This window comes from Arthrobacter sp. SPG23 (assembly GCF_000876655.1).
Lineage (GTDB): Bacteria > Actinomycetota > Actinomycetes > Actinomycetales > Micrococcaceae > Arthrobacter.
Window position 1 is genome coordinate 154,898 of sequence record NZ_JYCN01000028.1, and the last position, 21,869, is coordinate 176,766.

19 protein-coding genes, 1 pseudogene and 2 riboswitches are annotated in these 21,869 nt (G+C 67.7%); of the genes and pseudogenes, 7 read left to right on the forward strand and 13 right to left on the reverse strand.

Going from position 1 to position 21,869, the window contains the following annotated elements; genetic code table 11:
* The first annotated feature begins 98 nt into the window (after nucleotides 1-98).
* Nucleotides 99-647, forward strand: a complete 549-nt coding sequence (locus TV39_RS19935; protein ID WP_043485080.1) for a low molecular weight protein-tyrosine-phosphatase — start codon at nucleotides 99-101, stop codon at nucleotides 645-647.
* Nucleotides 644-2,707 carry an aminodeoxychorismate synthase component I gene (gene pabB / locus TV39_RS19940; RefSeq protein WP_043485083.1) on the forward strand — a complete coding sequence of 688 codons (2,064 nt, stop codon included), beginning with the start codon at nucleotides 644-646 and terminating at the stop codon, nucleotides 2,705-2,707. Before TV39_RS19935 ends, pabB begins: the two co-directional genes overlap by 4 nt.
* Nucleotides 2,708-2,743: 36 nt before the next feature.
* Here pabB and cls read toward each other — a convergent pair whose 3' ends face one another.
* Nucleotides 2,744-4,219 (reverse strand): cardiolipin synthase, encoded by a 1,476-nt coding sequence (gene cls, locus TV39_RS19945; RefSeq protein ID WP_200891063.1) that lies wholly within the window; start codon nucleotides 4,217-4,219, stop codon nucleotides 2,744-2,746.
* 107 nt (nucleotides 4,220-4,326) lie between these two features.
* Here cls and TV39_RS19950 point away from each other — a divergent pair, with 107 nt between their 5' ends.
* On the forward strand, nucleotides 4,327-5,271 hold the full coding sequence (locus tag TV39_RS19950; protein ID WP_043485085.1) for an aminodeoxychorismate lyase: 945 nt from the start codon (nucleotides 4,327-4,329) through the stop codon (nucleotides 5,269-5,271).
* A gap of 26 nt (nucleotides 5,272-5,297) precedes the next feature.
* On the opposite strand, the gene TV39_RS19955 is transcribed toward TV39_RS19950, so the two are convergent.
* The 5 genes from TV39_RS19955 to TV39_RS19975 form a co-directional block, all read right to left on the reverse strand.
* Complete coding sequence (locus TV39_RS19955) at nucleotides 5,298-5,912, reverse strand: DinB family protein (RefSeq protein ID WP_043485088.1); 615 nt, start codon at nucleotides 5,910-5,912, stop codon at nucleotides 5,298-5,300.
* A gap of 235 nt (nucleotides 5,913-6,147) precedes the next feature.
* On the reverse strand, nucleotides 6,148-7,188 hold the full coding sequence (locus tag TV39_RS19960) for an EAL domain-containing protein (protein ID WP_235347463.1): 1,041 nt from the start codon (nucleotides 7,186-7,188) through the stop codon (nucleotides 6,148-6,150).
* A gap of 254 nt (nucleotides 7,189-7,442) precedes the next feature.
* Nucleotides 7,443-8,477 carry a PLP-dependent cysteine synthase family protein gene (locus tag TV39_RS19965; RefSeq protein ID WP_043485091.1) on the reverse strand — a complete coding sequence of 345 codons (1,035 nt, stop codon included), beginning with the start codon at nucleotides 8,475-8,477 and terminating at the stop codon, nucleotides 7,443-7,445.
* Nucleotides 8,474-10,090, reverse strand: coding sequence for an aromatic amino acid ammonia-lyase (locus TV39_RS19970; RefSeq protein ID WP_043485094.1), 1,617 nt, complete (start codon nucleotides 10,088-10,090; stop codon nucleotides 8,474-8,476). Before TV39_RS19970 ends, TV39_RS19965 begins: the two co-directional genes overlap by 4 nt.
* A 5-nt stretch (nucleotides 10,091-10,095) precedes the next feature.
* Entirely contained in the window at nucleotides 10,096-11,391 is a 1,296-nt protein-coding gene (locus TV39_RS19975) for an NtaA/DmoA family FMN-dependent monooxygenase (protein WP_043485097.1), read from the reverse strand.
* A gap of 232 nt (nucleotides 11,392-11,623) precedes the next feature.
* A riboswitch (SAM riboswitch) is annotated at nucleotides 11,624-11,736 on the forward strand.
* A 52-nt stretch (nucleotides 11,737-11,788) separates the two neighbouring features.
* On the opposite strand from TV39_RS19975, the gene TV39_RS19980 reads away from it, so the two are divergent.
* From TV39_RS19980 to TV39_RS19990, 3 genes are read left to right on the forward strand one after another with little or no spacing between them, the layout of a single operon-like run.
* A complete protein-coding gene (locus TV39_RS19980) occupies nucleotides 11,789-12,085 on the forward strand; it encodes a DUF1737 domain-containing protein (protein ID WP_442853514.1) in 297 nt (98 codons plus the stop codon).
* Nucleotides 12,082-12,492 carry a rhodanese-like domain-containing protein gene (locus TV39_RS19985; RefSeq protein WP_043485100.1) on the forward strand — a complete coding sequence of 137 codons (411 nt, stop codon included), beginning with the start codon at nucleotides 12,082-12,084 and terminating at the stop codon, nucleotides 12,490-12,492. Before TV39_RS19980 ends, TV39_RS19985 begins: the two co-directional genes overlap by 4 nt.
* The gene (locus TV39_RS19990; RefSeq protein WP_043485102.1) at nucleotides 12,493-13,701 is read left to right on the forward strand and encodes an O-succinylhomoserine sulfhydrylase; all 1,209 of its coding nucleotides are present in this window, start codon (nucleotides 12,493-12,495) and stop codon (nucleotides 13,699-13,701) included.
* Between the two features lie 121 nt (nucleotides 13,702-13,822).
* Here the strand turns inward: TV39_RS19990 and TV39_RS19995 are convergent, their stop codons facing one another.
* The 7 genes and pseudogenes from TV39_RS19995 to TV39_RS20025 form a co-directional block, all read right to left on the reverse strand.
* Complete coding sequence (locus TV39_RS19995) at nucleotides 13,823-14,554, reverse strand: hypothetical protein (RefSeq protein WP_043485103.1); 732 nt, start codon at nucleotides 14,552-14,554, stop codon at nucleotides 13,823-13,825.
* A gap of 284 nt (nucleotides 14,555-14,838) precedes the next feature.
* Entirely contained in the window at nucleotides 14,839-15,162 is a 324-nt protein-coding gene (locus tag TV39_RS20000) for a hypothetical protein (RefSeq protein WP_043485105.1), read from the reverse strand.
* Between the two features lie 28 nt (nucleotides 15,163-15,190).
* The gene (locus TV39_RS20005; protein ID WP_043485106.1) at nucleotides 15,191-16,417 is read right to left on the reverse strand and encodes a glutamate--cysteine ligase 2; all 1,227 of its coding nucleotides are present in this window, start codon (nucleotides 16,415-16,417) and stop codon (nucleotides 15,191-15,193) included.
* An 89-nt stretch (nucleotides 16,418-16,506) separates the two neighbouring features.
* Nucleotides 16,507-18,030, reverse strand: coding sequence for a UDP-N-acetylglucosamine 1-carboxyvinyltransferase (locus tag TV39_RS20010; RefSeq protein WP_043485108.1), 1,524 nt, complete (start codon nucleotides 18,028-18,030; stop codon nucleotides 16,507-16,509).
* A gap of 107 nt (nucleotides 18,031-18,137) precedes the next feature.
* Nucleotides 18,138-18,941: an energy-coupling factor transporter transmembrane component T family protein gene (locus tag TV39_RS20015; protein ID WP_043485109.1), complete on the reverse strand. Its 804-nt coding sequence runs from the start codon at nucleotides 18,939-18,941 to the stop codon at nucleotides 18,138-18,140.
* Nucleotides 18,938-20,573, reverse strand: a pseudogene (locus TV39_RS22765) (ABC transporter ATP-binding protein). Before TV39_RS22765 ends, TV39_RS20015 begins: the two are co-directional and overlap by 4 nt.
* 16 nt (nucleotides 20,574-20,589) lie before the next feature.
* On the reverse strand, nucleotides 20,590-21,222 hold the full coding sequence (locus tag TV39_RS20025) for an ECF transporter S component (RefSeq protein WP_043485112.1): 633 nt from the start codon (nucleotides 21,220-21,222) through the stop codon (nucleotides 20,590-20,592).
* Nucleotides 21,223-21,295: 73 nt separating this feature from the next.
* Nucleotides 21,296-21,438, reverse strand: a riboswitch (TPP riboswitch).
* A gap of 150 nt (nucleotides 21,439-21,588) precedes the next feature.
* On the opposite strand from TV39_RS20025, the gene TV39_RS20030 reads away from it, so the two are divergent.
* Nucleotides 21,589-21,852, forward strand: a complete 264-nt coding sequence (locus tag TV39_RS20030) for a DUF4235 domain-containing protein (protein ID WP_011693690.1) — start codon at nucleotides 21,589-21,591, stop codon at nucleotides 21,850-21,852.
* Nucleotides 21,853-21,869 lie beyond the last annotated feature (17 nt).

Here is a 21,869-nt window from a genome sequence, read left to right on the forward strand (position 1 = left end):
CCACCGGATATAACAGGCCTCGTAACGCTGTTCAGCCGCCCGTAATGCGCACGGCCTGTGACTAGCCAAGAGGGGGCGCCATCCCCCATGCTTGCTCCATGTCCTCAATGTCGAGCCCATACCGGATCATCGCGGTGTGCACCGGAAATATCTGCCGGTCCCCGATGGCCGAGCTGATGCTGGCCGAGGCCTTCGCAGCAGCGGGGCTCGCCGGCGACGTCGTGGTGGATTCAGCCGGAACCACGGCCTATGAGGCCGGGCGCCCCATCGATCCCCGGGCCGCCCGTAAGCTGGCAGCCCACCAACTTGCCTCGGACCGGCACGTTGCGCGGGAATGGCGCCCCGAATGGTTCCGTGACCGCCACCTGATCCTTGCCCTGGACGTGGACCATTACGGCTGGCTGCGGGCCACGGCCCCTGACGGGGAGGCCTTGGCGCGGGTCAGGATGCTGCGCAGCTTCGATCCGGCCGTGTCCGGCCGGGACCTGCTGGACCAGGGCATCGAGGACCCCTGGTACGGCGGCCACGCCGACTTCGACGTCACGTGGGACCTCATCAAGGCCGCTGTGCCCGGGATCGTGGACCATGCGCGGCGGGAAGTGCAGCAACAGAACCCGTCCGGGCAGCAGGTACGCTCTATTTCATGACCCCTGCACCCGTGATCATTGCCATCGACGGCCGGTCCGGCGCAGGAAAGACCACCCTCGCAATCGAGCTTGCCGCGCGGCTGCGGGAGCACCACAAGGTGTCTCTCTTCCATCTTGAGGACATCTATCCCGGCTGGAACGGCCTCGCGGCGGGCATCGAGCGCTATGTCACCACCGTCCTCGCCCCGCTGAGCCGCGGCGAAGCGGCCGAATGGGTCAGCTGGGACTGGGAGAACCACTATGACGGCCCGGCGCGCACAACGCTGCCGGCGGAGATCGTCATCGTTGAGGGTGTGGGTGCCGCGGCCTCCTCGGCCCGCCCGCTGCTGGACGCCGTCGTGTGGGCGGAGTCCTCCGACGGCGACCGCCGCACCCGTGCCCTGGCACGCGACGGCAGCACCTACGAACCGTTCTGGGACCAGTGGGCCGCGCAGGAGGAGGAATGGCTGGCAACGGACGCGGTGCAGGACCATGCAGATATCCAGGTGCTCAACCGGGCCGACGGCACCGCCCCCGATGACGTCCTCCGGGCACTCCAGTACCTCCCCGCCCTGGCTGCCGTGCTGCTGCCAGAGCTCTCGGCCCGCCGCGGGCTGCAACTCCATGCCGAGCGTCTGGACTGCGTTCCCGACGCCGCCCTGCTCTTCGACTCCCTCTACGGCCGTTCGCCCAATGCCGTGTGGCTGGACTCCTCGCTCCGGACGGCGGGAGCGGCAGCCGAGCGCAGCCGCTTCAGCATTCTGGCGGACGACGGCGGCAGTTTCGGCCAGGAGGCCCGGCACCGTTCCGGCGTGACCCGGCTGACCACCGGCACCGCCACGGTGGCCACCGCCGGACCGTTCTTCCGCTGGCTCGACGGCGTCTGGGGCCGCCGGGCGGTCCGCGCACCGGAGGGCTACGCCTGCGAATTCACCCTCGGCTGGCTGGGCTACCTGGGCTACGAACTGAAGCGCGAAACCGGCGGCAGTGACGTTCCGTCCGACATCCCGGACGCCGCCATGATCTTCGCCGGCCGGGCCGTGGTCCTGGACCACCGGGAAGGCAGCGTCTGGCTGCTCGCCCTGGCGGCGCCGGACGCCACGGAATGGTTGGATTTTGCCCGCTCGGCCGTCGCGGCCGCCTCAGTGGCTGCGGCCGCTGACCCCTCGGAACCCGGCGCCAGCGCCGCCGTCGTACCCGGAACACAGCCCGCCCCGGCGTTCACCGGACGTGACACCGAGCAGGCCTACAAGCTCAAGATCGCTGAAGCCCAACATGAAATCGCCGAGGGGAACACCTACGAGGTGTGCCTCACCACGGCGGTCAGCGCGGCTGTGCCGGCCGGCCCGGACGGGGTGGACCCCTGGCGCACCTACCTGGCGCTGCGCCGGAAAAACCCGGCACCGTTTGCCAGCTACCTGCGGTTCGGCGGGCTCACCGTGGCCAGCACGTCGCCGGAGCGTTTCCTGCGGATAGCGGCCGACGGCGGGATGCGCGCCGAGCCGATCAAGGGCACCCGCCCCAGGGCCGCGGAACCGGCGCGGGACCAGGAGCTGCGCGATGACCTGGAATCCTCTCCCAAGGACCGGGCCGAGAACATCATGATCGTGGACCTGCTCCGCAACGACCTCAGCCACTTCGCCGTCGCAGGATCCGTCACTGTCAGCAGGCTCTGCGCGATCGAAAGCTACGCCACGGTCCACCAGATGGTCAGCACCATCGATGCCAAGCTGAAGCCGGGGCTGCCCCGCGCCGAGGCCGTCGCAGCCTGCTTTCCCGCGGGCTCCATGACGGGGGCGCCGAAGATCAGCACCATGGCCATCCTGGACCGCCTGGAAGGGGCGCCGCGCGGGGTCTATTCGGGCGCCATCGGCTATTTCTCCCTGAGCGGGGCGATGGACACCGCGGTGGCCATCCGGACCCTGGTGATCCGCGCAGACGGTGCCGGCGGCACGGAGCTGAGCCTCGGCGTCGGCGGGGCCATCACGGCGGATTCCTCGCCGCAGGAGGAGTACGACGAAATCCGGACCAAGGCGTACGGAGTCCTCTCCGCGCTGGGCGCGGGCTTCCCGGAAAGCTGACCCCCGCCTGCTCCAGCGTAGCCCTAATGCAGGGCCCTACTGCAGGGTGGCCGTGAGCCGCGCGACGTTGTCCACGTACTTGACCGCCATGGGCCGCTCCATCCAGTCCTCGAGCGTCAGCTCGCGGGAGATGCCCCGGTAGGTGTCCTCCACGGCACGCATCTTGGCAACGATGTCGGCGCCAAGGAGCATCACCGAAACCTCCAGGTTGAGCGAGAAGGACCTCATGTCCATGTTGCTGGACCCCAGGACCGCCACTTCGTCGTCGATGGTGAAATGCTTCGCGTGCAGCACGAACGGCGCCTTGTACAGGTAGATCCGCACGCCCGCCTCCAGCAGCGCCTCGTAGTAGGACTGCTGAGCGTGGTGGACCAGGAACTGGTCCCCCTTTTCCGAGACGAAAAGTTCGACGTCGACGCCCCGTTGCGCCGCCGTCGTCACCGCATAGAGCAGCGAATCATCGGGGACGAAGTACGGGCTGCAGATGGAGATCTTGTGCTGGGCGGAGTAGATGAGGGTGTTGAAGAGGCGCAGGTTGTTCTCGGTGATGAAGCCGGGGCCGCTGGGGACGGCCTGGGCGGTCACGGCACCCGGTGCCATCTCGGGCCGGTGGGCAAGCTGGTCCTCCAGGGACTCGTCCGTCTCACTGAGCCAGTCGGTGGCGAAGACCACGTTGAGCGTGGTGACAATCGGCCCGCGCAGGCAGGCCATGAGCTCCACCCACTCCCGTCCCACCTTGCGGTGCCGGGGATTGTTGTAGGAGGGCTCGATCAGGTTCTGCGAGCCCGTAAAGGCGATTTCGCCGTCGATCACCATGATCTTGCGGTGGTTGCGCAGGTCGGGCCGGCGCCACTGGCCGTGGACAGGATTCAGCGGCAGCATGGGCCGCCACTGAATCTTGCTGGCCTTCAGGCGCGCGATGAGCTTGCGGTAGCCCTTGATCCGCAGGGTGCCGAGGTGGTCGAACAGCACACGGACCTGGACGCCGCGCTCCGCGGCCTCTTCCAGGGCGGTGAACAGGTCGTCGGTGATGTGGTCCGTGCTCATGATGTAGAACTCGGCATTGACGAAGTTCTTCGCTCCGCGCACGGCGGCGGCCATGGCCTTGATGGAGTCGGGGTACCCGGGCAGTAGCTCCACGCTGTTGCCGTCCACCATGGGCAGCGAACCGAGGGTCTTGTTCAGTTCCGCTGCTGAAGCCACCCATTCCGGACCGTCGTATTCGCTTTCGACGGCGGCCAGCTGGGAGGTGCCGGCGCGGACCCGCTTGTTCACGGCGTCCTGCTGTGCACGGCGCTTTCGGGAGAGTTTGAAGTTCCCGAAAAGCAGGAACAGGATCAGTCCGAGAGCGGGCACAAAGAAGATTCCCAGCAGCCAGGCCATGGCCGTGGTGGGACGGCGGTTGCCCGGAATGATTCCCAGCGCCAGCACCCGGATGACCAGGTCAACAATGCTCAGCGCCAGCACGAGCCAGTAAGGCGCGGTGCCCACCAGCGGAAACGGCCACAACACAGACAGACTCCAACGGTTACTCGCCCGCCGGACCGGTTCCGGAGAGGCATCCAGCACAGCCTATCCCCCGCAGGGGAAGGAAGCGGCGCCGACGCTAAGCTTGAGGCATGACTCCTGCTGCCCCGGCCACCGTTCTCGTTTTCCTTGACCCCCGGTTCGACGACGGCCGGATCGCCGATGCTTCACAGCCGCAGCTGATGGCCACGGACCAGGGCGCCACCCGCGGCGACGGCGTTTTTGAATCCATGCTGGCTGTTGGCGGAAACCCGCGGAAGCTCGATGCGCACCTGCGGCGGCTGCAGGGTTCGGCCCGCGCACTGGAGCTGGACATCCCCGCGGAGGACACCTGGCGCCGGGCCATCGCGACGGCGGTGGCCGAATACCGTTCCCAGCATCCCGCCGGCACACCGGAGGAAGATGAGACGGTGGTGAAGCTGATCTGCACCCGCGGCGCCGAGGGCGGAGCGCGCCCCACCTGCTGGGTCCAGGCTTCCGCCGTCCCCGCCGCCGGCCGGCGCCAGCGCGAGACCGGAATCGATGTCATCCTCCTGGACCGCGGCTACGACAGTGAAGTGGGCGAACGGGCGCCGTGGCTATTGCTGGGCGCCAAGACGCTCTCCTACGCGGTCAACATGGCGGCCCTGCGCTACGCCCACAACCAGGGGGCGGACGATGTCATCTTCACGTCCTCCGACGGCCGTGTCCTCGAAGGCCCCACGTCCACCGTCCTGCTGGCTCACCTTGACACGGTCGACGACGGCGACGGCGGCACCCGCACGGTGCGCCGCCTCATCACCCCGCAGCTGGACAGCGGCATCCTCCCGGGAACGTCGCAGGGTGCGCTCTTTGCTGCCGCCAAGGCTGCGGGCTGGGAACTCGGCTACGGCCCGCTGGAGCCGAGGGATCTCTTCGACGCCGATGCCGTGTGGCTGATCTCCAGCATCCGGCTGCTGGCTCCGGTGAACCACATCGACGGCAAGGAAATCGGCACGCCCGCGCTCCGGAAACAGCTGACCGACGAACTCAACGAGCTGTTCGCCACGATCGAGTAGCCCCCTCCACCCCGCCGGACGCTCTCTCACCACCTGCCCCCATTTCCCGGACGCTCTCTCACTTGGTCCGCCGCGGCGCGGGCCGCCGCGTCGATCCGCGAGCGGTGGGCGGCCCATTCCTCGGCGGTGCGCGATGTCAGGTTCGGGTCTCCCGGCCGCTGGCCTGCTGATCCGTCGATGAGCTCGCGGAGGATGTCGGCGTGGCCCAGGTGCTGGGCCGTTTCCACGCACATGTGCACCAGGATCTGGTGGAGAGTGACGTGCCTGCGTTCCCCCGGCCACCAGGGCACTTCCCCTGGCGCGTCCAGCGGTAGCGCGTCAATCGTGGCGTCGCTGTGCTCAGCGGAGAACCGATGGAGTTCAACGATCTGCTCCCGAGTCTCCTCCGGGCCAGCCCACATGTCGGCGTCGGGTTCTGCGTCCTCGGCGTCCCACGGCAGGTCCCGCGGACTCGGGCGCCCGAAGACCTCGCCGAAGTATCCAAGCTGCACGCTGGCCACGTGCTTCACCAGGCCAAGCAGGTTGGTGCCGGTCGGCGTCAGGGGCCTCCGGGCGTCGTACTCGTCCAGCCCGTCGAGTTTGGCGAGGAGGTCCGCACGCCGCGTGCGCAGGTAGCGGTGCAGAGTTGCCTTGTCATCCATAGCGGGCACTATACCCACCCCTCGCCCAACGCTCTCTCACCTGGGGTCGGTAAATTCCCAACGCTCTTCCACTTGGTGTGCCGGTTGTCGGCCGCCTGATCACCCGCCGCCCTGATTGAACGGCGAAATGATCCGACAGGCGCACCGTGGAGATATCAGCAGGATGCAGGCCATCGAGTGATCAGCCGGGACTGAGAGAGCGTCCCGGCTCAGGCAGCAACAACCGAGAGAGCGTCTAGTTGGCCGGGCCGGTAGATCCCGACGTGGACGCCTCGCGGTGGGCCGACGTTCGCCAGGCGGCCCAGTCGAGCGGCTGGACCGAGGGGCGGCCCAGGAGGTATCCCTGCCCGTAGGCCATCCCAAGGTCCATGACCGCGGTGAGCTCGGCCTGGGTTTCGATTCCCTCGGCAACCAGGTCCGCGCCAACCTGCCGGGCAAACTCCACCATGGCCGCGCCCAGGGTTTTCTGGCCCGCGGCGTGGTCGATTCCTGCGATGAGGCTGCGGTCGAGCTTAATGATGTCCGGGCTGAGGTGCGTGACCTGGCTCATCGAACCGAAGCCCGCGCCGGCGCCGTCAACAGCAACCCGAAGTCCGCGCGAACGAAGCGGTGCCAGTGCCTCCACCACAGGATCGTATTCGTATTCGGCAAGGCGTTCCGTCAGTTCGACGACGATCCGGTCCACCGCCAGTTGGGACTGCTCCACGAACGCCCGGAGCCGGGGGTCCAGGCACGTGGCCGGTGAGAGGTTCAACGCCACGTAGACGTGCGGCGGCAATTGTTCCGCGGCCACAAGGGCTGCCTGCAGGGCGGCAAATTCAAGGTCCGTCCCGAGGCCGACGGCAGCGGCCTCGTTGAACCAGTGATCCGCGCTGGCGCCGTCGTCGCTGACAAAACGCGTCAAGGCCTCAACGCCGACGACGTTCCTGCCGGCAAGCTCGTGGATGGGCTGGAACGCGGTGAGGAGCATCCTGTCGCCGAGGATCGCCTCGATGCGGCGCCTGCTCCGGCGGGTGAACAGCACCGTGTTGCCGTAGTCCTCGTCGGGAGTCGGCAAATCAGGGCTGGGCAGGTTGGGCTCGGAATCGTCCGACTGCTCATCCGTGATGCTCCGTGTGGCCATGAGGTGCTCCAGGAGGGCGCGCTCGGGATTCCCCGGGTGCGATTCCATCCGGCTGCGCAACTGCTCACGTGCCCACTCGCTCTGCGGAGTGGCGTCATCCAGTACGGACTCGATGATGTCCCACGCCTGTCCACGGATCGTCGGATCACTCACGTCCGAAGGCGGGTTCGGCTGCGGTCCCCGGTACGCAGTCGATTCTCCATCGGTCAATGCTGGAAAAGAATTCTCATCCATTGACATTGGCTATTCCTTTATAAGAGCTGGTCCCGGCTGAGCCCGGGACCCGTCCTTGACTACACCGCATACTTGTTTCGAGGATGCGGGAACCGCGAACGTTTCAAAAGAGTACAACGAGACCGGTCTGTCTGTCTCTAGCCGTATCCGAGTCGTGATGCTAAGCACGCGAGCTAATCCTCCACGAATTCGGCCGCCAGGTGGATATGATTGTCGGCCAGCCATACCGGATTGAAGGCCTTGCTCAGGTAGTTGCTGCCGGCGTCGGGCGCTATCGCCACCACCACGGACCCGTGCGGGGCGGCCCGCGCAACCCTGAGGGCGGCTGCCACCGCAAGCCCGGACGAGGGCCCCAGGGACAGTCCCTCTTCATTCAGCAACCGGTGCTCCGTGGTGTACACCTCGTTGTCTGGAATGCGCAGGAAACGGTCCACGATGGCGCGGTCGAATATTTTGGGCCACTCGGCCTGGGGCCAGGAGTTACCCACGCCGTCAACCAGGATCTTGCCCGGGTGGCCCCCGCTGTACACGGAGCCAACAGGATCCGCGGCGATCACCTCCACATGGCCGCCGGTCTTTTCCTTCAGGTACCGGCCGTTGCCGCTGATGGTGCCGCCGGTGCCGATACCGGCCACGAAATGGGTCACTTTCCCGGACGTCTGCTGCCAGATCTCCGGCGCTGTCCCTTCGTAGTGGGCCAGCGGATTGGCCGGATTGTCGAACTGTTGCGGCCGCCAGGCTCCCGGATTCTCCGCCGTGATCCGGGCCGCGACGGCCCGCGCGTTCTCCGGCGACTCCGACGGCGCGGTCCAGTCCGTCACCACCACCCTGGCGCCATAACGGTGCAGCGCGGCGAGCTTCTCGGATGAGATGGTGTCCCCGGTGACCACCACCACGGGGTGTCCGGTCAGTGCACCGATCAGCGCCAGCCCGATCCCGGTGTTCCCGGAGGTGCTCTCCACGATGGTTGCGCCCGGCCGGAGTTCACCGCTGCGCTCAGCGGCCCGGACCATGCTCAGCGCCGTCCGGTCTTTGATGGATCCGCCCGGATTGTCGGATTCGAGCTTGACGTAGACCGCGCTGCCCAGGCCCCTGCCCAGGACGTCCAGTGGCACCAGCGGGGTGTTCCCCACCTGGGCCAGGACGGCTGCGGCATCCGCCGCAACATCGGCGTCCCGGACCGCGTGCCTGCCTGTCATGGTGCTCATCGTTGCCTTTCCGTGCCGCTGGCGGGCCCGCCGGTGGTGCGGGTTTCCGGGGCGGCGTCCAGGGCACTGTTGAAGCCGTTGCAGAGGAAGGCGTCCAGTTCGGCGCGGGCCTGCTCCACGAGCGCTGCCGCCGGCAGGTGCCGGGCCAGCAGGGGGGAAAGACGCTCGACGACGGCACCCGTCCCCTTTCCCAGCGGCCGCACCGCACGCGACTCAGCTCCGCCCAGCAGGTACGCGGCGGTCAGCGCCTCAATGGCGAGCAGCCTCCCGGCGGCATCCACGGAACGCTCCAGCAGCTGGAGGGCCAGCGGGGCCAGCGTTGAGTGGTCTTCGACATCCGCAGACAGCGTGGGCGCACCAAGGGTGGCCGGCGCCGCCAGGACTTTGAGCTCGGACAACAGGCCTGCCGCCGAGTACCACAGCAGTCCGGGCAGCTCTTCCGGCTCCAGCGGTGCTCCGTTCCTGGCAGCCTCGAGGTGCCGTTGACGGATCCGCCGCTGCGGCGGATAAAGCTTGGCAATCCGGCGTTCGCTGCTGATCCCGAGATGGGCCAGCCCCAGGCGCAGCGCCTCGAATGCGAGCGCCAGCTGCATGGGCTGGAAGTTCCCGCCGGAGACCATCCGCCCGGACCCGATGTCGGTGAGCGGGTTGTCGCCGCGGCCGTTCAGCTCCACCTCCAGGGCATCCTCCAGTGCCGTGATCTGCCACCGGACGGCGCCGTGGGTCTGGGGTGCCGCGCGGAAGGAGAGCGCGTCCTGCACGGATGCCTCCCGGGCCGGATCCTCCAGCCACCCGTCCTCCAGGAGCCGGAGCACATGGGCCGCAGTGACCGACTGCCCGTGGACGGCTTTGGCCGCCTGCACAGCCGGCGAAAACGGGCTGAGGTTGCCGCCGCCGTCGTGCCTTGCCGTCGCCTCAAGCGACAGCGCGAGCGCGGTGTCCGCAAGGTCGGCGAGCCGCAGGAGGCGGTGCAGCACCAGCGCGCCGACGCCGATTGAATAGGAGTTGGAGCTGACCAGGGCCAGGGCTTCGCCGGGCGCGAGTTCCAGGGGCGCCAGCCCGGCGTCGGCCAGTGCCTGCCCGCCGGGCAGCAGCCGCCCGTCCGCCCCAACGGCCTGGCCTTCCCCGATGGCGACGGCGGCCACGGCGGCAAGGTGGGTCAGGTCGGCGGAACCTACGGATCCGTCGCGCGGGATGGCGGGGACCACGCCCCGGTTGAGCATTTCGGCATAGAAGCGGGCTGTCTCCGGCCGGACTCCGGAGCCGCCGCGACTGAAGCCCACCAGCCGCGCCAGGATCACGGCCCGGACTTCATCAGCGCCGAGCAGCTCCCCCACCCCGCTGTTGTGATAACGGACCACCTGCACCTGGTAGGCGAGGATCGACTTCTCGTCCACGGCGGTGTCCCGGCCTGACCCCAGCAGCGTGTTGAGGCCGTAGACGCGGCGGCCGGAGTCGATGGTCCGCTGCACCACCTCCCGCGAGAGCCCGATCAGTTCCAGGGCGTCCACGCTCAGGACGAACTTCACAGCCGGATCAGCCGCGGCCCCGGCGAGGTCCCTTGCCCGCAGGTGCGCCGTGCCGATCAGGAAGTTCCCGCTGCCGCTGCCCATGGCGACTAGAAGTCCAGCAGGTTCCGGCGGAAGCCGCCGTCGCCATAGCTTGTCCGGAGCAGCCCGCGGCGCCGCAGCACCGGGGCCAAGCGGTCCAGCACGCCGTGAACGGTGGCCGGATCAACGAAACCGGAGAACAGGAACCCGTCCCCGCCCACCTGGGCGCCGGTTTCCTCCAGGTAGTCGGCGATCTCGTCGGCCGTGCCGATGATGCTGTCCCCCGCGCCGCCGCTGCGGGCCTGCAGGAGCTGGCGCAGCGTGGACCCGGGCGGGCCCGCCTTGGCGAAATGGTCCAGGGTGCCCTGGTTGCTGTTCGTGGTGAGTTCGGGGAGCGGAGCGTCGAGGTCGAACTGTTTGAAGTCGATCACGGAGAGGTAGGAGATGGAGTTCAACTGGCTGTCGATGTCGCGCTGGGTGAGCTGGCGGCGCTGCTCCCGCAGCTCATCCCCTTCGGCACGGGAGCCCACCACGGTGGGCTTAAGGACATACAGCACCTTGACGTCGTCGGGGTTCCGTCCTGCCGCGGCCGCCTCGGCCCGGATCGAATCGCGGTAGGCCTTCATGCTGTCAGCACCCCTGGCCAGGGCAATTGCGACGTCCGCGTTGCCGCCGGCGAACGCCTTGCCCCGCGGCGACGCTCCGGCCTGCACCAGCACCGGTTCCTCAGGCAGCGGCGCGGTGTTCAGCGGCCCCCGGACTTTAAAGAATTCGCCGTCGTGGTTGATCGGGTGGACCTTCGTATGGTCCGCGAAGACGCCTGCCACCGCGTCCTCCACGATGGCGTCCGGCTCCCAGCTGCGCCAAAGTTTGCGCACCACGTCAACGAACTCCTCCGCCTTCTCGTAGCGGAGGTCATGCTCGATCTGCTGGTCCAGCCCGTAGTTCTGCGCGGCAAGGTCACTGCCGGAGGTCACCACGTTCCAGCCGAGCTGGCCGCTGGAGAAGTGCTGCAGCGTGGCCAGCAGACGCGCAGCGGTGAACGGCGGGTAGAAGGACGCACTGATGGTGGGAACAATGCCGAGGTGGTCCGTGGCGGAGAGCAGGTAGGGCACCAGGGCCAACGGATCGTGCTTGGGCGCGAAGGACGCCTGCGCCAGCGACACTTCGGCGGTCCCCCCGTACGTGTCCGGCACCGTGAGGGAATCCTCGATGATGAACAGGTCCAGCCCGGCGCGTTCGAATTCCCGCACCGCGTGCTGGTACAGGGCGGGTTTTTTCCAGTCGTATCCGATGCCGTACCCGGGCGTGCCCCAGCCCTGGACGCCGAAACCGTGACCCACGAACCAACCGAAGTGCAGCATGGGACTGACTGTATTCCGGTTCGATTCATTCACGGCTGCCTGATTTCATCCGGCGTGACGGCGGTTCATCTCCCGTCATTATCCTCCCGGCGGTGGCATTTGTAACTGCAATCCGGGGTCACGTACCGGGCATGGACGGTGCCCCTATGGCGCCGCGGTGCGGCCGGTCCCGTTACGGAAGATGACGACGACGGCGGTGCGGGCCGCCGTCGTAAGTGTTACGTTTTTGGGGAGTAATGAGAACCGGCGCCAAGCCCTGACTGGCCGGTCGGCAACCCTCCTTCCGCGGCGGGGTGCCTCAGGTGAATACTCGGCATATCGATACTCGAGTTGCAAGCGTGAGAGAAGGAGATCCGTCGTGTCCGACGCACCCGCACCGCTGGCCCCGGCCGCCGAACTGGCCGCCGCCGACCAAAACCCGCCCGTGGCGCTGCCGCAGGAAAAGCTGTCCTACCGGCTCATCACCGGCCCCGATGACCGTTCGTTCTGCGAGCGCATCTCAGCCGCACTGGCTGATGGTTATGTCCTCCACGGGAGCCCGGCGGCAACCTTCAACGGCACCAGCGTGATCGTGGCCCAGGCCGTGATCCTGCCCGAGGCCGTCGCCAGCTCCGACGCTGCAGTGGCAACCGCAGTGGACGAACTTGAGTTCGACGCCGATCTGTCCGGCGAAGCTTTCGAGGGCCACGCGTGAGCTACGCAGGGGACCTGAGCCCGCAGGACGCCTGGGCCAAACTCGAACAGGGCGCGGTCCTGGTGGATGTGCGCACTGAGGGCGAGTGGGCGCACATCGGCATCCCGGACACCAAGGCCACGGACAACGATCCCCTCTTCATCCAGTGGACCTTCCCCGGCGGCATCCCCAACCCGGATTTTGTCGACCAACTGAAGCAACAGGCACCCGAGGACTCCGGCGTCGAGCTGGTGTTCCTCTGCCGTTCCGGTGTCCGGTCCGTCGCTGCTGCGATTGCCGCCACGCGGGCCGGGTTCACCGCCTACAACGTCCTCGAAGGGTTTGAAGGCGAACCGGACCGATTCGGCGAACGCACCGTCAACGGCTGGAAGAACCGCGGACTGCCCACCAACCTCGGAAAGAACTAAGTGACCTTCAATCCCGACGCCGCCGGCTGGAGCCCCGATACCCAGGCTGTCCGCGGCGGCCTTGACCGCACCAATTTCCAGGAGACCGCCGAGCCGATCTTCCTCAACTCCGGGTTCGTGTACGAATCCGCGGCCGCCGCCGAACGCGCCTTCACCGGCGAGGACGAACGGTTTGTGTACTCCCGCTACGGCAACCCCTCCGTGGCCACGTTCCAGGAGCGGCTCCGGCTGCTCGAGGGCACCGAAGCCTGCTTTGCGACGGCGTCCGGCATGTCCGCCGTCTTCACGGCACTGGGCGCCCTGCTGGCTGCCGGTGACCGGGTGGTGGCCGCCCGCTCGCTGTTCGGCTCCTGCTTTGTCATTTTGAACGAGATCCTGCCCCGGTGGGGCGTGGAAACGGTTTTCGTGGACGGCCCGGACCTGGAGCAGTGGCGCGCCGCCCTTTCGGAGCCCACGACGGCGGTCTTCTTTGAGTCGCCGTCGAACCCGATGCAGGAAATCGTGGACATCGCCGCGGTCAGCGAACTGGCACACGCGGCAGGGGCGACCGTCGTCGTCGACAACGTCTTTGCCACTCCCCTGCTGCAGCGCTGCGGGGAACTCGGCGCGGACGTGATCGTGTACTCCGGCACCAAGCACATCGACGGCCAGGGCCGGGTCCTTGGCGGGGCCATCCTGGGCACCAAGGAGTTCATCGACGGGCCGGTCAAGCAGCTGATGCGCCACACCGGGCCCGCACTATCCGCCTTCAACGCCTGGGTGCTGACGAAGGGCCTGGAAACCATGGCGCTGCGCGTCAACCATTCCTCGGCCTCCGCGCTGCGCCTCGCCGAATGGCTTGAGGGGCAGCCGGCGGTCAGCTGGGTCAAGTACCCGCTGCTGAAATCCCACCCGCAGTATGAGCTGGCGGCCCAGCAGATGAAGGCCGGCGGCACCGTGCTCACGCTGGAGCTTTCACCGTCGGCGGGCCGTACGGCGAAGGAAGCAGCCTTTGCGCTGCTGGACGCGCTGCGGATCATCGACATTTCCAACAACCTTGGCGATGCCAAGACACTCATCACCCACCCGGCCACCACCACCCACCGTGCCATGGGCCCGGAGGGCCGCGCGGCCATCGGGCTGAGCGACGGCGTGGTCCGCCTGTCCGTGGGACTCGAGGATGTGGACGACCTCATCCGCGACCTGGAGCAGGCGCTGAAACAGATCTGACCAGCCTGAACCTGACCAGCGCGAACGGACAGATACGGCCCTGTTTCCCGCGCTGTTGAGGGCCCTAACTGTCCGTTCGCGCTTCACGGCGTCTTGCGGGTCGCCCCTTGCGCCCCGCCCGTCAGCCGTGCGCGAGGATGGTGTCAATCAGCTGGGCGAGCTCGGGCGCGGCGTTCGGGGTCACGTCCGGACCGGCCTTCACCGCCGTGGCAGCCAAGTTCCCCTTGATCCCTGTCATGGTCAGCGCCGTCTGCTTCTCGCCGGTGGAGAGGCTCTGCCTGGCCAGCGCGGCAAAGGACTGGTCGCCTTTCGTCTGGGCGTCTACCGGCTGAACCTCGGTGGTGATCTTCTGTCCCGCCAGTTCAACGGTGAAGTTGCTGCACTCCGCCGAAGCCTTCCTGGACGCATCCAGATGGTCCGTCAGCTCCTTGGCATCCTTGAGGGCAATGACGGTGACGACTATCGCCGTCTTGTCCGCAGCCGAGACGGTGGTTCCTGCCGCATACGTGCTGTCCTCGGGAATCTGGGAGTTGCTGTCGGCAAAGACGTTGCACGCCGGCGGCGTGAACACCGCACTCTTGAGCACTTCCTTGGCCTTGATGATGCCCTGGTCGATCTGCGCCGCGGGAACCACCGTCAGGGGGCGCCCCTGGGAATCCTTCAGGGTGGACAGCAGGCTGCTCAGGTCCGCATCCGTGTAGGTCTTCGCCGGGCTTGGCGTGGCGCTCGAGGCTGGGGGCGACGAGGTGGCGGTTTCCGTACCGGTGGTTGTGGTGCCGGTGTTTGTTCCGCACCCGGTGAGCGCCAGGAACGCCGTCAGGAGGAGGGCTGCTGGTGTGATGCGCCTTTGCATGGACTGATCCCCGTTCGATGAACCGGTCCGCCCCGGGAGATTCGGGGCGCGTTCCGGAACCGGATCCGCCGGGCGGTCAGTGCCTGGCTGATGCGGCGTGCTGCTGCGCGCGCGCAAGTGGTGGACGGGATCGTGTCTGGCGGGCGGCCGGGTTCCGGCAGGTCCGCCGGTGCGTTCGATCCCCCTCGAGCACCGCTGACTGACGCGATAGCGCCAAAGCTACGGCACGGCACCAAGCCCGGAACAGAGTGTCCACTACCTGTTTCCGCCTGGCCCGGGGAACCTCAGGTGTCGAGCTCCCAGTGCAGCCGGATCGCTTCGGCAACCGGGCCCGACGCAACATCCACAGTGAAGGCCACGGGCGCGGTTCCGGTCTCTTCGATGACGGTGTCATGGTAGACGCGGCCGCATGCCGGGCACAGCGTGTAGAGGTCCTCGTCCCCGGGCCACTCGGCCAGTCCGGCAGGCACGGGAGTGTCCTCGCCAAGGTGGACAGGCATTCCTTCGGAGTTGGCCTGGATCAGTCCGTCGTCGCTGACGGTGTTGCCACAGACGCAGGTGATGGTGGTGACATCATGGCCGGCGACTGTTGCGTATTCGGTTTCCATGGCGCGCTCCGGGGTAGTAGGAACCTGATCAGGACTGGCGGACGCGCAACAGCACCGGCGCCTTCTCGCGCGCGGTGATGGCTTCGGTCCGGCGCATGCTGACTTCCACCGCGTGGGCAACAACGGCCGCCAGCCCGGTGGCCGCGTCCGGGGTCGCAGCCAGGCTTTCCTGCATGACGTGGCGCTGCTGCTCCGAACCGGTCCCGCGGTCCAGGATGCGCCGCACGCCTTCGCGGGCCAGTTCCAGCTCGTCCTGTTCCGCCAGGACAGGCGCCACGTAGTCCACCAGCGCCTCCACCACTTCCTCGGCAGGAGAAGGACGGAACGTGCCGAAATCCAGGAGTTCTCCGCGGAGTCCGCAATTGCTGGCCTGCCACGCCGCCATCCGCAGGAGCACCGTCGGTACCGGTGCGGGGTCCACACCGGCCCGCCATTCCCTGCTGGCCGATTCCACCAGGCCGCGCACCAGGACGGCGATCAGGGCGGCGTCCTCGGCCTGCAGGCAGACGTCAGCCACCCTGACTTCCACGGTGGGGTGGTTCCGCGAGAGCCTCGCGTCGAAGTAGATCATGCCTTCGTCCAGCAGCACGCCGCTGTCCAGCAGCCGGGTGACCACGCGGCGGTACATGGAGTGCGTTCCGAAGATCTGGGACGGGCCCGACGTCGGCCAGCGGTTCCAGGCCTGCGTGCGGTAACTTTCAAAGCCGGTCTCCACGCCGTTCCAGTACGGCGAGTTCGCGCTGAGCGCCGTGAGCACCGCCAGTTTGTCCCTGATCCGGTCGATGACCGCCACGCCTTCTTCCGGGGATTCGACGAAAGTGTGCACGTGGAACCCGCAGGTCAGCTGCTCATGGACGGTGAGCCCGAAGCGCTCCTGCATGGTGGCATAGCGGGGGTTCGGCGTGGTGTGCGTGGTGGAGGCAATCGGCGATGTTGCCAGCGCCGCCACCCGTGCATTGTGCTTCTTGGCGGCGGTGTCGGCCAGGACCCGGCCCTGGCGGATCTGCAGGAGCAGCTCCCCATAGTTCAGGCACGGACGGGTCTGGGTCTCGATCTGCTCTAGTTTCAGTTCGGCAGTCAGCCCGGTGTCGCCGTCGTGATGGGTTGGATCGTGGGGGTCCGGGATCCGGGGCTTGTCCGGAGCGTCGTCGGCAGCGAGCTTCCGCCCCGTCAGCAGGGCGTCCGCCAGCGCCAGCGGCTCCCCGGTCACGGGGTCCACAATCAGCAGCTCTTCCTCAACCCCGAAAGTTCGCATGCATACATTGTGCCCCCGTGACGCCCCGTACGACAGGCGCAGCAACGGCGCCGCGGTTCGGTCGGTCCCGGCTGGCAGGTTCGGCCGGGTCAGTCCTGGAAGTACTCGATCTTGGCGCCGATGGTGTTCAGCCGCTCGGCCAGGTCCTCGTACCCGCGCTCGATCACGTAGATGTTGCGAAGCTCGGACACCCCGCGGGCGGCCAGCATGGCCAGCAGGATGCAGGCGGCCGGGCGGAGGGCGGGCGGGCAGCCCACCTCGGCGGCCCGCCACCGGGTTGGGCCGTTGACGTAGATCCGGTGCGGATCCAGCAGCTGGACGCGTGCCCCCAGCTTGTTCAGCTCGGTGAGGTAGATGGCGCGGTTCTCGTAGACCCAGTCGTGGATCATGGTCTGGCCTTCGGCATTGGCCGCAATGACTGCGAAGAACGGCAGGTTGTCGATGTTCAGGCCCGGGAACGGCATGGGGTGGATTTTGTCCGTGGGGGCATGCAGCGCGGAAGGCTTCGTGGTGACGTCCACCAGCCGGGTGCGGCCGTTCCGGGCAAAGTACTCGCCGGAGATCTCCAACTCCTGGCCCATCTGTTCCAGGGTGGCGAGTTCAATCTCCATGAATTCGATGGGAACCCGGCGGATGGTGACCTCGGAATTGGTCACGATGCCGGCGGTGATCAGGCTCATCGCCTCAATCGGGTCCTCGGACGGGAAATATTCAATGTCGACGTCGATGGACGGCAGGCCGGTGATCTTCAGGGTGGTGGTCCCCACGCCCTCGATCACCACGCCCAGGCCCTGCAGGTAGAAGCAGAGGTCCTGGACCATGTAGTTGGGACTGGCGTTGCGGATCACCGTGGTGCCGCGGCGGTGGGCGGCCGCCATGATGGCGTTTTCGGTGACTGTGTCACCGCGTTCGCTCAGCACGAAGGTGCGGTTGTCGCCGTCGGCCGGGGGGGCCTGGACCGAATAGAAACCCGACTTGGCGTCCACTGACAGGCCGAACTGGCGCAGGGCCTGCATGTGCGGTTCCACGGTGCGGGTGCCCAGGTCGCAGCCGCCCGCGTACGGAAGCCGGTATTCGGCGGATTCGTCCAGGAGCGGGCCCAGCAGCATGATCACGCTGCGGGTGCGCCGGGCAGCCTCCACGTCCATGGAATCGAGGTCCAGGACTGCGGGGCGGCGGATCTGCAGGTCGTTGGCGTTGAGCCAGGTGCATTCGACACCGATGCTGGTGAGCACCTCCACGATCCGGTTCACTTCCTCGATCCGGGCCAGCCTGCGCAACGTGGTGGTGCCGCGGTTGATGAGGCTGGCGCAGAGAAGTGCCACGCCGGCGTTCTTGCTGCTGTTGACGTCCACGGAACCGGACAGCGTGCGGCCGCCTTCCACCCGGAGGTGCGTCATCTGCGGGCGGCCCACTTTGACGATGCTGCGGCCTACAATGGCCTCGAGCCGCTGGATCATTTTGAGGCTGAGGTTCTGCTTGCCCTGTTCCATCCGGGCGATGGCGCTCTGGCTGGTGCCCAGCTCGGCTGCCAGCTGCCCCTGGGTCCAGCCCTTCTCGCCGCGGGCATCGCGGAGCAGCAGGCCTACGTGTTCAGCAGTTTCTTGAGTCATACGAAAAAAATATCACGCATGAGTTATTCCAGGCTGCGAAACGCTGGAAACTGCCGTCAAGCTCACAGATTATTCATCCCGTGCGATATATCGGGTGGCGGCCGGGCCTACTGCTGCCCGAGGAACACCATATTCCACGTCCCTGCGCCGACGGCGGCGGACACGGCCGCGGCGGCAATCAGCACTCCGCCGAGGACCACCCAGATGTCCAGGGTGCTGAACGTGGACTCACGTGCCCAGGTCCGCCGCGCACCGCCGAACCCCCGCGCCTCCATGGTGACAGCAAGCCGTGAGGCCCGGCGGACGGCCTGGACCAGGAGCCCGAAGCTCTGCCCCAGCATCGCCCGGAGGCGCTGCCCCGGACTCCCGTGGGAGCCCACCCCGCGGGCGCGCCGGGCCATGCCGATCGTCTGCCATTCTTCGGCCATCAGCCCCACGAGCCGCATGGCGGCCAGGGTGCCCAGCACAAACCGGTGCGGCAGCTTCGCTTTCTGGGCGAGGGCGTCAGCGAGGTCGGTCGGGTCCGTGCAGCTCATCAGCAGCACCGCGGGGAGGGCGATTGCCAGCCCCCGCAGCAGGAATCCGAGCCCCAGCTCCAGCGAACCTTCGCTGATGGACCAGATGCCGACGTCGAGCAGGATCCTTCCGCTGTCCGGGGCCACGATCGAGGTGCTCCAGCCGCCCAGCCCAGCCGCCAGGATCAGCGGCCAGCCACGCTGCCAGAGCAACGCCACGGTCAGTCCGGCCAGCGGGAAGAGCAGCAGCTCAAAGGCCAGCGCAACGGAGGCGGACACCCAGTCGATGGACAGCGCCAGCACCACGGTCATCAGCATGACGACGGCGAACTTGGCCAGCGGATTGGCCCGGGTCAGCAGGGCGTGGTTCGCCTGCAGAGTCAATGCTTCCCTCATGGGGCGGCCACCTCCGGGTTGCGCAGTCCGGGCCGGCCGGGTTCCGGTGCATCAAGTTTCAGCTCGGTGCCGCCGAGGACGTCGCTGAACTCCTGGTCGTGGGTCACCGACACCACAGCGGTGCCGGCGTCGAGGAGTTCGGACAGGAAGGACGCCAGTTCCGCCCAGGTGTTGGCGTCCTGGCCGAACGTGGGTTCGTCGAGGATCAGCACCCGGGGATGGGCGGCCAGCACCGTGGCGACGGACAGCCTGCGCTTCTCCCCGCCCGAGAGTGTGTAGGGGTTCGCCTCCACCAGCTTGGTCAGCCGCAGCCGCTCCAGGAGTTCGTCCACGCGTTCCTCGCCGTGGCCCAGGTGCCGCGGGCCGAACATCAGCTCATCCAGCACCCGGCCGGTGACGAACTGGTGCTCCGGTTCCTGGAAAACGGTGCCGATCCGGGAGATCAGCTGCTCCGCTTTCCACTTGTACGGGTCGATCCCGGCGCCTTCGCTGAGGTCAACGGTGGCGGAAACCCTGCCCTCCACCGGCTGGAGCAACCCGGCGAGGGTGAGGGCAAACGTGGACTTTCCGGAACCGTTGGGCCCGGTGACGGTCAGGGCCTGGCCGGCCCGGACCTGTGCCGTGATGCCGGCCTGCACCGGTACCGGAGGGACAGCCTTGAAGCGCCGCCGGCGGGGACGTTCGCGGGAGACCGCAAGGTTCTCGGCCGCCAACAGGAGGTTCCCGGCCCCGGGCGCCCCCGCCCCGTGCGCCCCCCGGGTCACCGGCACCCGCAGAACCCTGCGCTCCGGTGCCGCCGGACCGCGCCCGGGTGGCGGGAACATACCCGGGAACCCAGACACCGGCGGCAACAAGCATGTCCCGGGCCTGTGCCAGGACCTGGTCCGGGGGCCCGTCCAGCAGCACCGCGGAGTCCGTGGCCGATCCGGGCTGCAGCACCACGATCCGGTCCACGAGGTCTTTCCAGACGCCCACGCGGTGTTCCACCACCACCAGCGTGGCCCCGGTTTTGTCCAGGCACCTGCCCACGGCGTCCCTGACCTCCAGGACCCCCGCAGGGTCCAGGTTGGCGGTGGGCTCGTCGAGGAGCAGCAGCCCCGGTCGCATGGCCAGGATGCCGGCGAGCGCCAGGCGCTGCTTCTGGCCGCCGGAGAGGGCCGACGTCGGGTGGTCCAGCGGCAGGTAAGCCAGCCCGACGTCGTCGAGCGCCTCGCCGACGCGCGTCCAGATGTCCGTGCGCGGCACAGCGAGGTTCTCGGCGCCGAAGGCGACGTCGTCCCCCACGCGGGAAAGGACCACCTGCGTCTCGGGGTCCTGCTGCATCAGGCCGGTCCGCCCCCGCTGGGCGCGGGGCGGAGCGCCGTCGATCAGCAGGGCGCCCGTCTCATCGGAGTCATCCGCATCCGGCGCGCCATCGTGCCGGGCTACGGCGTCGCTGTCGCCGAGCACCCCGGCGAGGGCGTGCAGCAACGTGGATTTTCCCGCGCCGGAGGGACCCAGCAGCAGCACGCGTTCGCCCGGCTGAATGTCCAGGTCCAGGGCGCGGACGGCAGGCAGGGACCGGCCGGCATGCCGCCAGCCCCAGCCGCGTGCCGTGACCGCGGCCGGGCGGACGGTGTCGGAAGGCGTCATGAGCAGTGTGCGTTCATCAGGAGAAGACGGGCTCCGCAGCTGCCTTGCGGGAGGCGAAGGAGCTCAGCACACCGGTCCTGGCGAGGCCGCGGGTGGCGAGCCAGGACAGGCCGCCGGCGATGACGGCGCCCGAGATGGCTGTGAAGATGATGTAGGCCAGCTTGTCGCCGGCAGCGTAGGCGATATTCCAGCCCCAGGGTGCGAACGAGTCGTTCAGGCCGCAGAAGAGGCCTGCGGCGGCACCCGCCAGCAGCGAAACGGGCAGGTTGAACTTCTTGTAGACGAACACCGCGAAGATGATCTCCGCCCCCAGCCCCTGCACGAAGCCGGAGAACAGCACTGACGCTCCGTACTGCGAGCCCATGATCAGTTCACCGGTGGCGGCGACAGTTTCGCAGAACAGGGCGGCTCCGGGCTTGCGGATGATCAGCATGCCCAGGACGGCGGGAATCATCCAGCCGCCGGCGATGAGGCCGGTCAGCGGCGGGTAGACGGCGTTCATGGGCGGCGACACTGCGGCGGCCCCCTGGGACCAGGCCCAGAAGATGACGCCGCCGGCCACTGCGATCAACGCGGCAACCACGATGTCCACCACACGCCAGCTGTACTTGCTGTTGCCAAGCGACTGCTTGGCGGTAATTCCAGTCATTTTCTTCCTCCTGAGGTACAGGAGGGGAGAGTGTTCCCCGGGCGCTCCGCGGCTTCCGCCGCCTGCTGCCGGACACTCTGAGAACTCGACTCCCTTGCGCCGGTACTAACCGGATCAGGTTCGAGGGTCTGCGGCTGTCCGCACTCTCAGCGCCCGCCTCCGGTTCCCTGGACTCTTCCAGTGATGCCCGACGGCGACGCTCCCCTGTCGTATCAATTCGCCCTTATGGGCGTGGATCAGTTTACACCCGCGGGGCCGCGAAATCCCGGGGCGGGTGTCACAATGCGCGGTGATCCGGGCGGGTTGATGCGGTTAGGCTAGGGGAAGCCCTGTTTCCGTCGTTTCCCACCTGTTAGGGGTACTGGAGTGAGTTTTTTCATCAAGCTGCTTGGAACCGGAGTGAGCCTGCTGGCCGGATTCGCCGGCACGAAGGCCGTTGACGTCGTCTGGGAAAAGATCACCGGCCGTAAGCCGCCCAAGGGCGACAAGGACGACGTCCCCACCACCCTGCGCAGCGCCCTGACCTTTGCGCTGATTTCGGCCGCTGTCAGCGCCATCATCCAGGTCCTGGCCAACCGGGGCACGCAGCGTGCCATCACCCGCTTCGCCAAGAGCCAGGACATCGTTTAGTCCCTCATGGGCCGCCG

Coding starts and splice junctions, on each gene's coding strand:
- TV39_RS19995 (WP_043485103.1), bottom strand. CDS start 14,554: ATGCAAAGGCGCATCACACCAGCAGCCCTCCTCCTGACGGCGTTCCTG.
- TV39_RS20010 (WP_043485108.1), bottom strand. CDS start 18,030: ATGACTCAAGAAACTGCTGAACACGTAGGCCTGCTGCTCCGCGATGCC.
- TV39_RS19935 (WP_043485080.1), top strand. CDS start 99: ATGTCCTCAATGTCGAGCCCATACCGGATCATCGCGGTGTGCACCGGA.
- TV39_RS20025 (WP_043485112.1), bottom strand. CDS start 21,222: ATGACTGGAATTACCGCCAAGCAGTCGCTTGGCAACAGCAAGTACAGC.
- pabB (WP_043485083.1), top strand. CDS start 644: ATGACCCCTGCACCCGTGATCATTGCCATCGACGGCCGGTCCGGCGCA.
- TV39_RS19970 (WP_043485094.1), bottom strand. CDS start 10,090: ATGGGCAGCGGCAGCGGGAACTTCCTGATCGGCACGGCGCACCTGCGG.
- TV39_RS19950 (WP_043485085.1), top strand. CDS start 4,327: ATGACTCCTGCTGCCCCGGCCACCGTTCTCGTTTTCCTTGACCCCCGG.
- TV39_RS20005 (WP_043485106.1), bottom strand. CDS start 16,417: ATGCGAACTTTCGGGGTTGAGGAAGAGCTGCTGATTGTGGACCCCGTG.
- TV39_RS19975 (WP_043485097.1), bottom strand. CDS start 11,391: ATGCTGCACTTCGGTTGGTTCGTGGGTCACGGTTTCGGCGTCCAGGGC.
- TV39_RS20015 (WP_043485109.1), bottom strand. CDS start 18,941: ATGAGGGAAGCATTGACTCTGCAGGCGAACCACGCCCTGCTGACCCGG.
- TV39_RS19955 (WP_043485088.1), bottom strand. CDS start 5,912: ATGGATGACAAGGCAACTCTGCACCGCTACCTGCGCACGCGGCGTGCG.
- TV39_RS19965 (WP_043485091.1), bottom strand. CDS start 8,477: ATGAGCACCATGACAGGCAGGCACGCGGTCCGGGACGCCGATGTTGCG.
- TV39_RS20000 (WP_043485105.1), bottom strand. CDS start 15,162: ATGGAAACCGAATACGCAACAGTCGCCGGCCATGATGTCACCACCATC.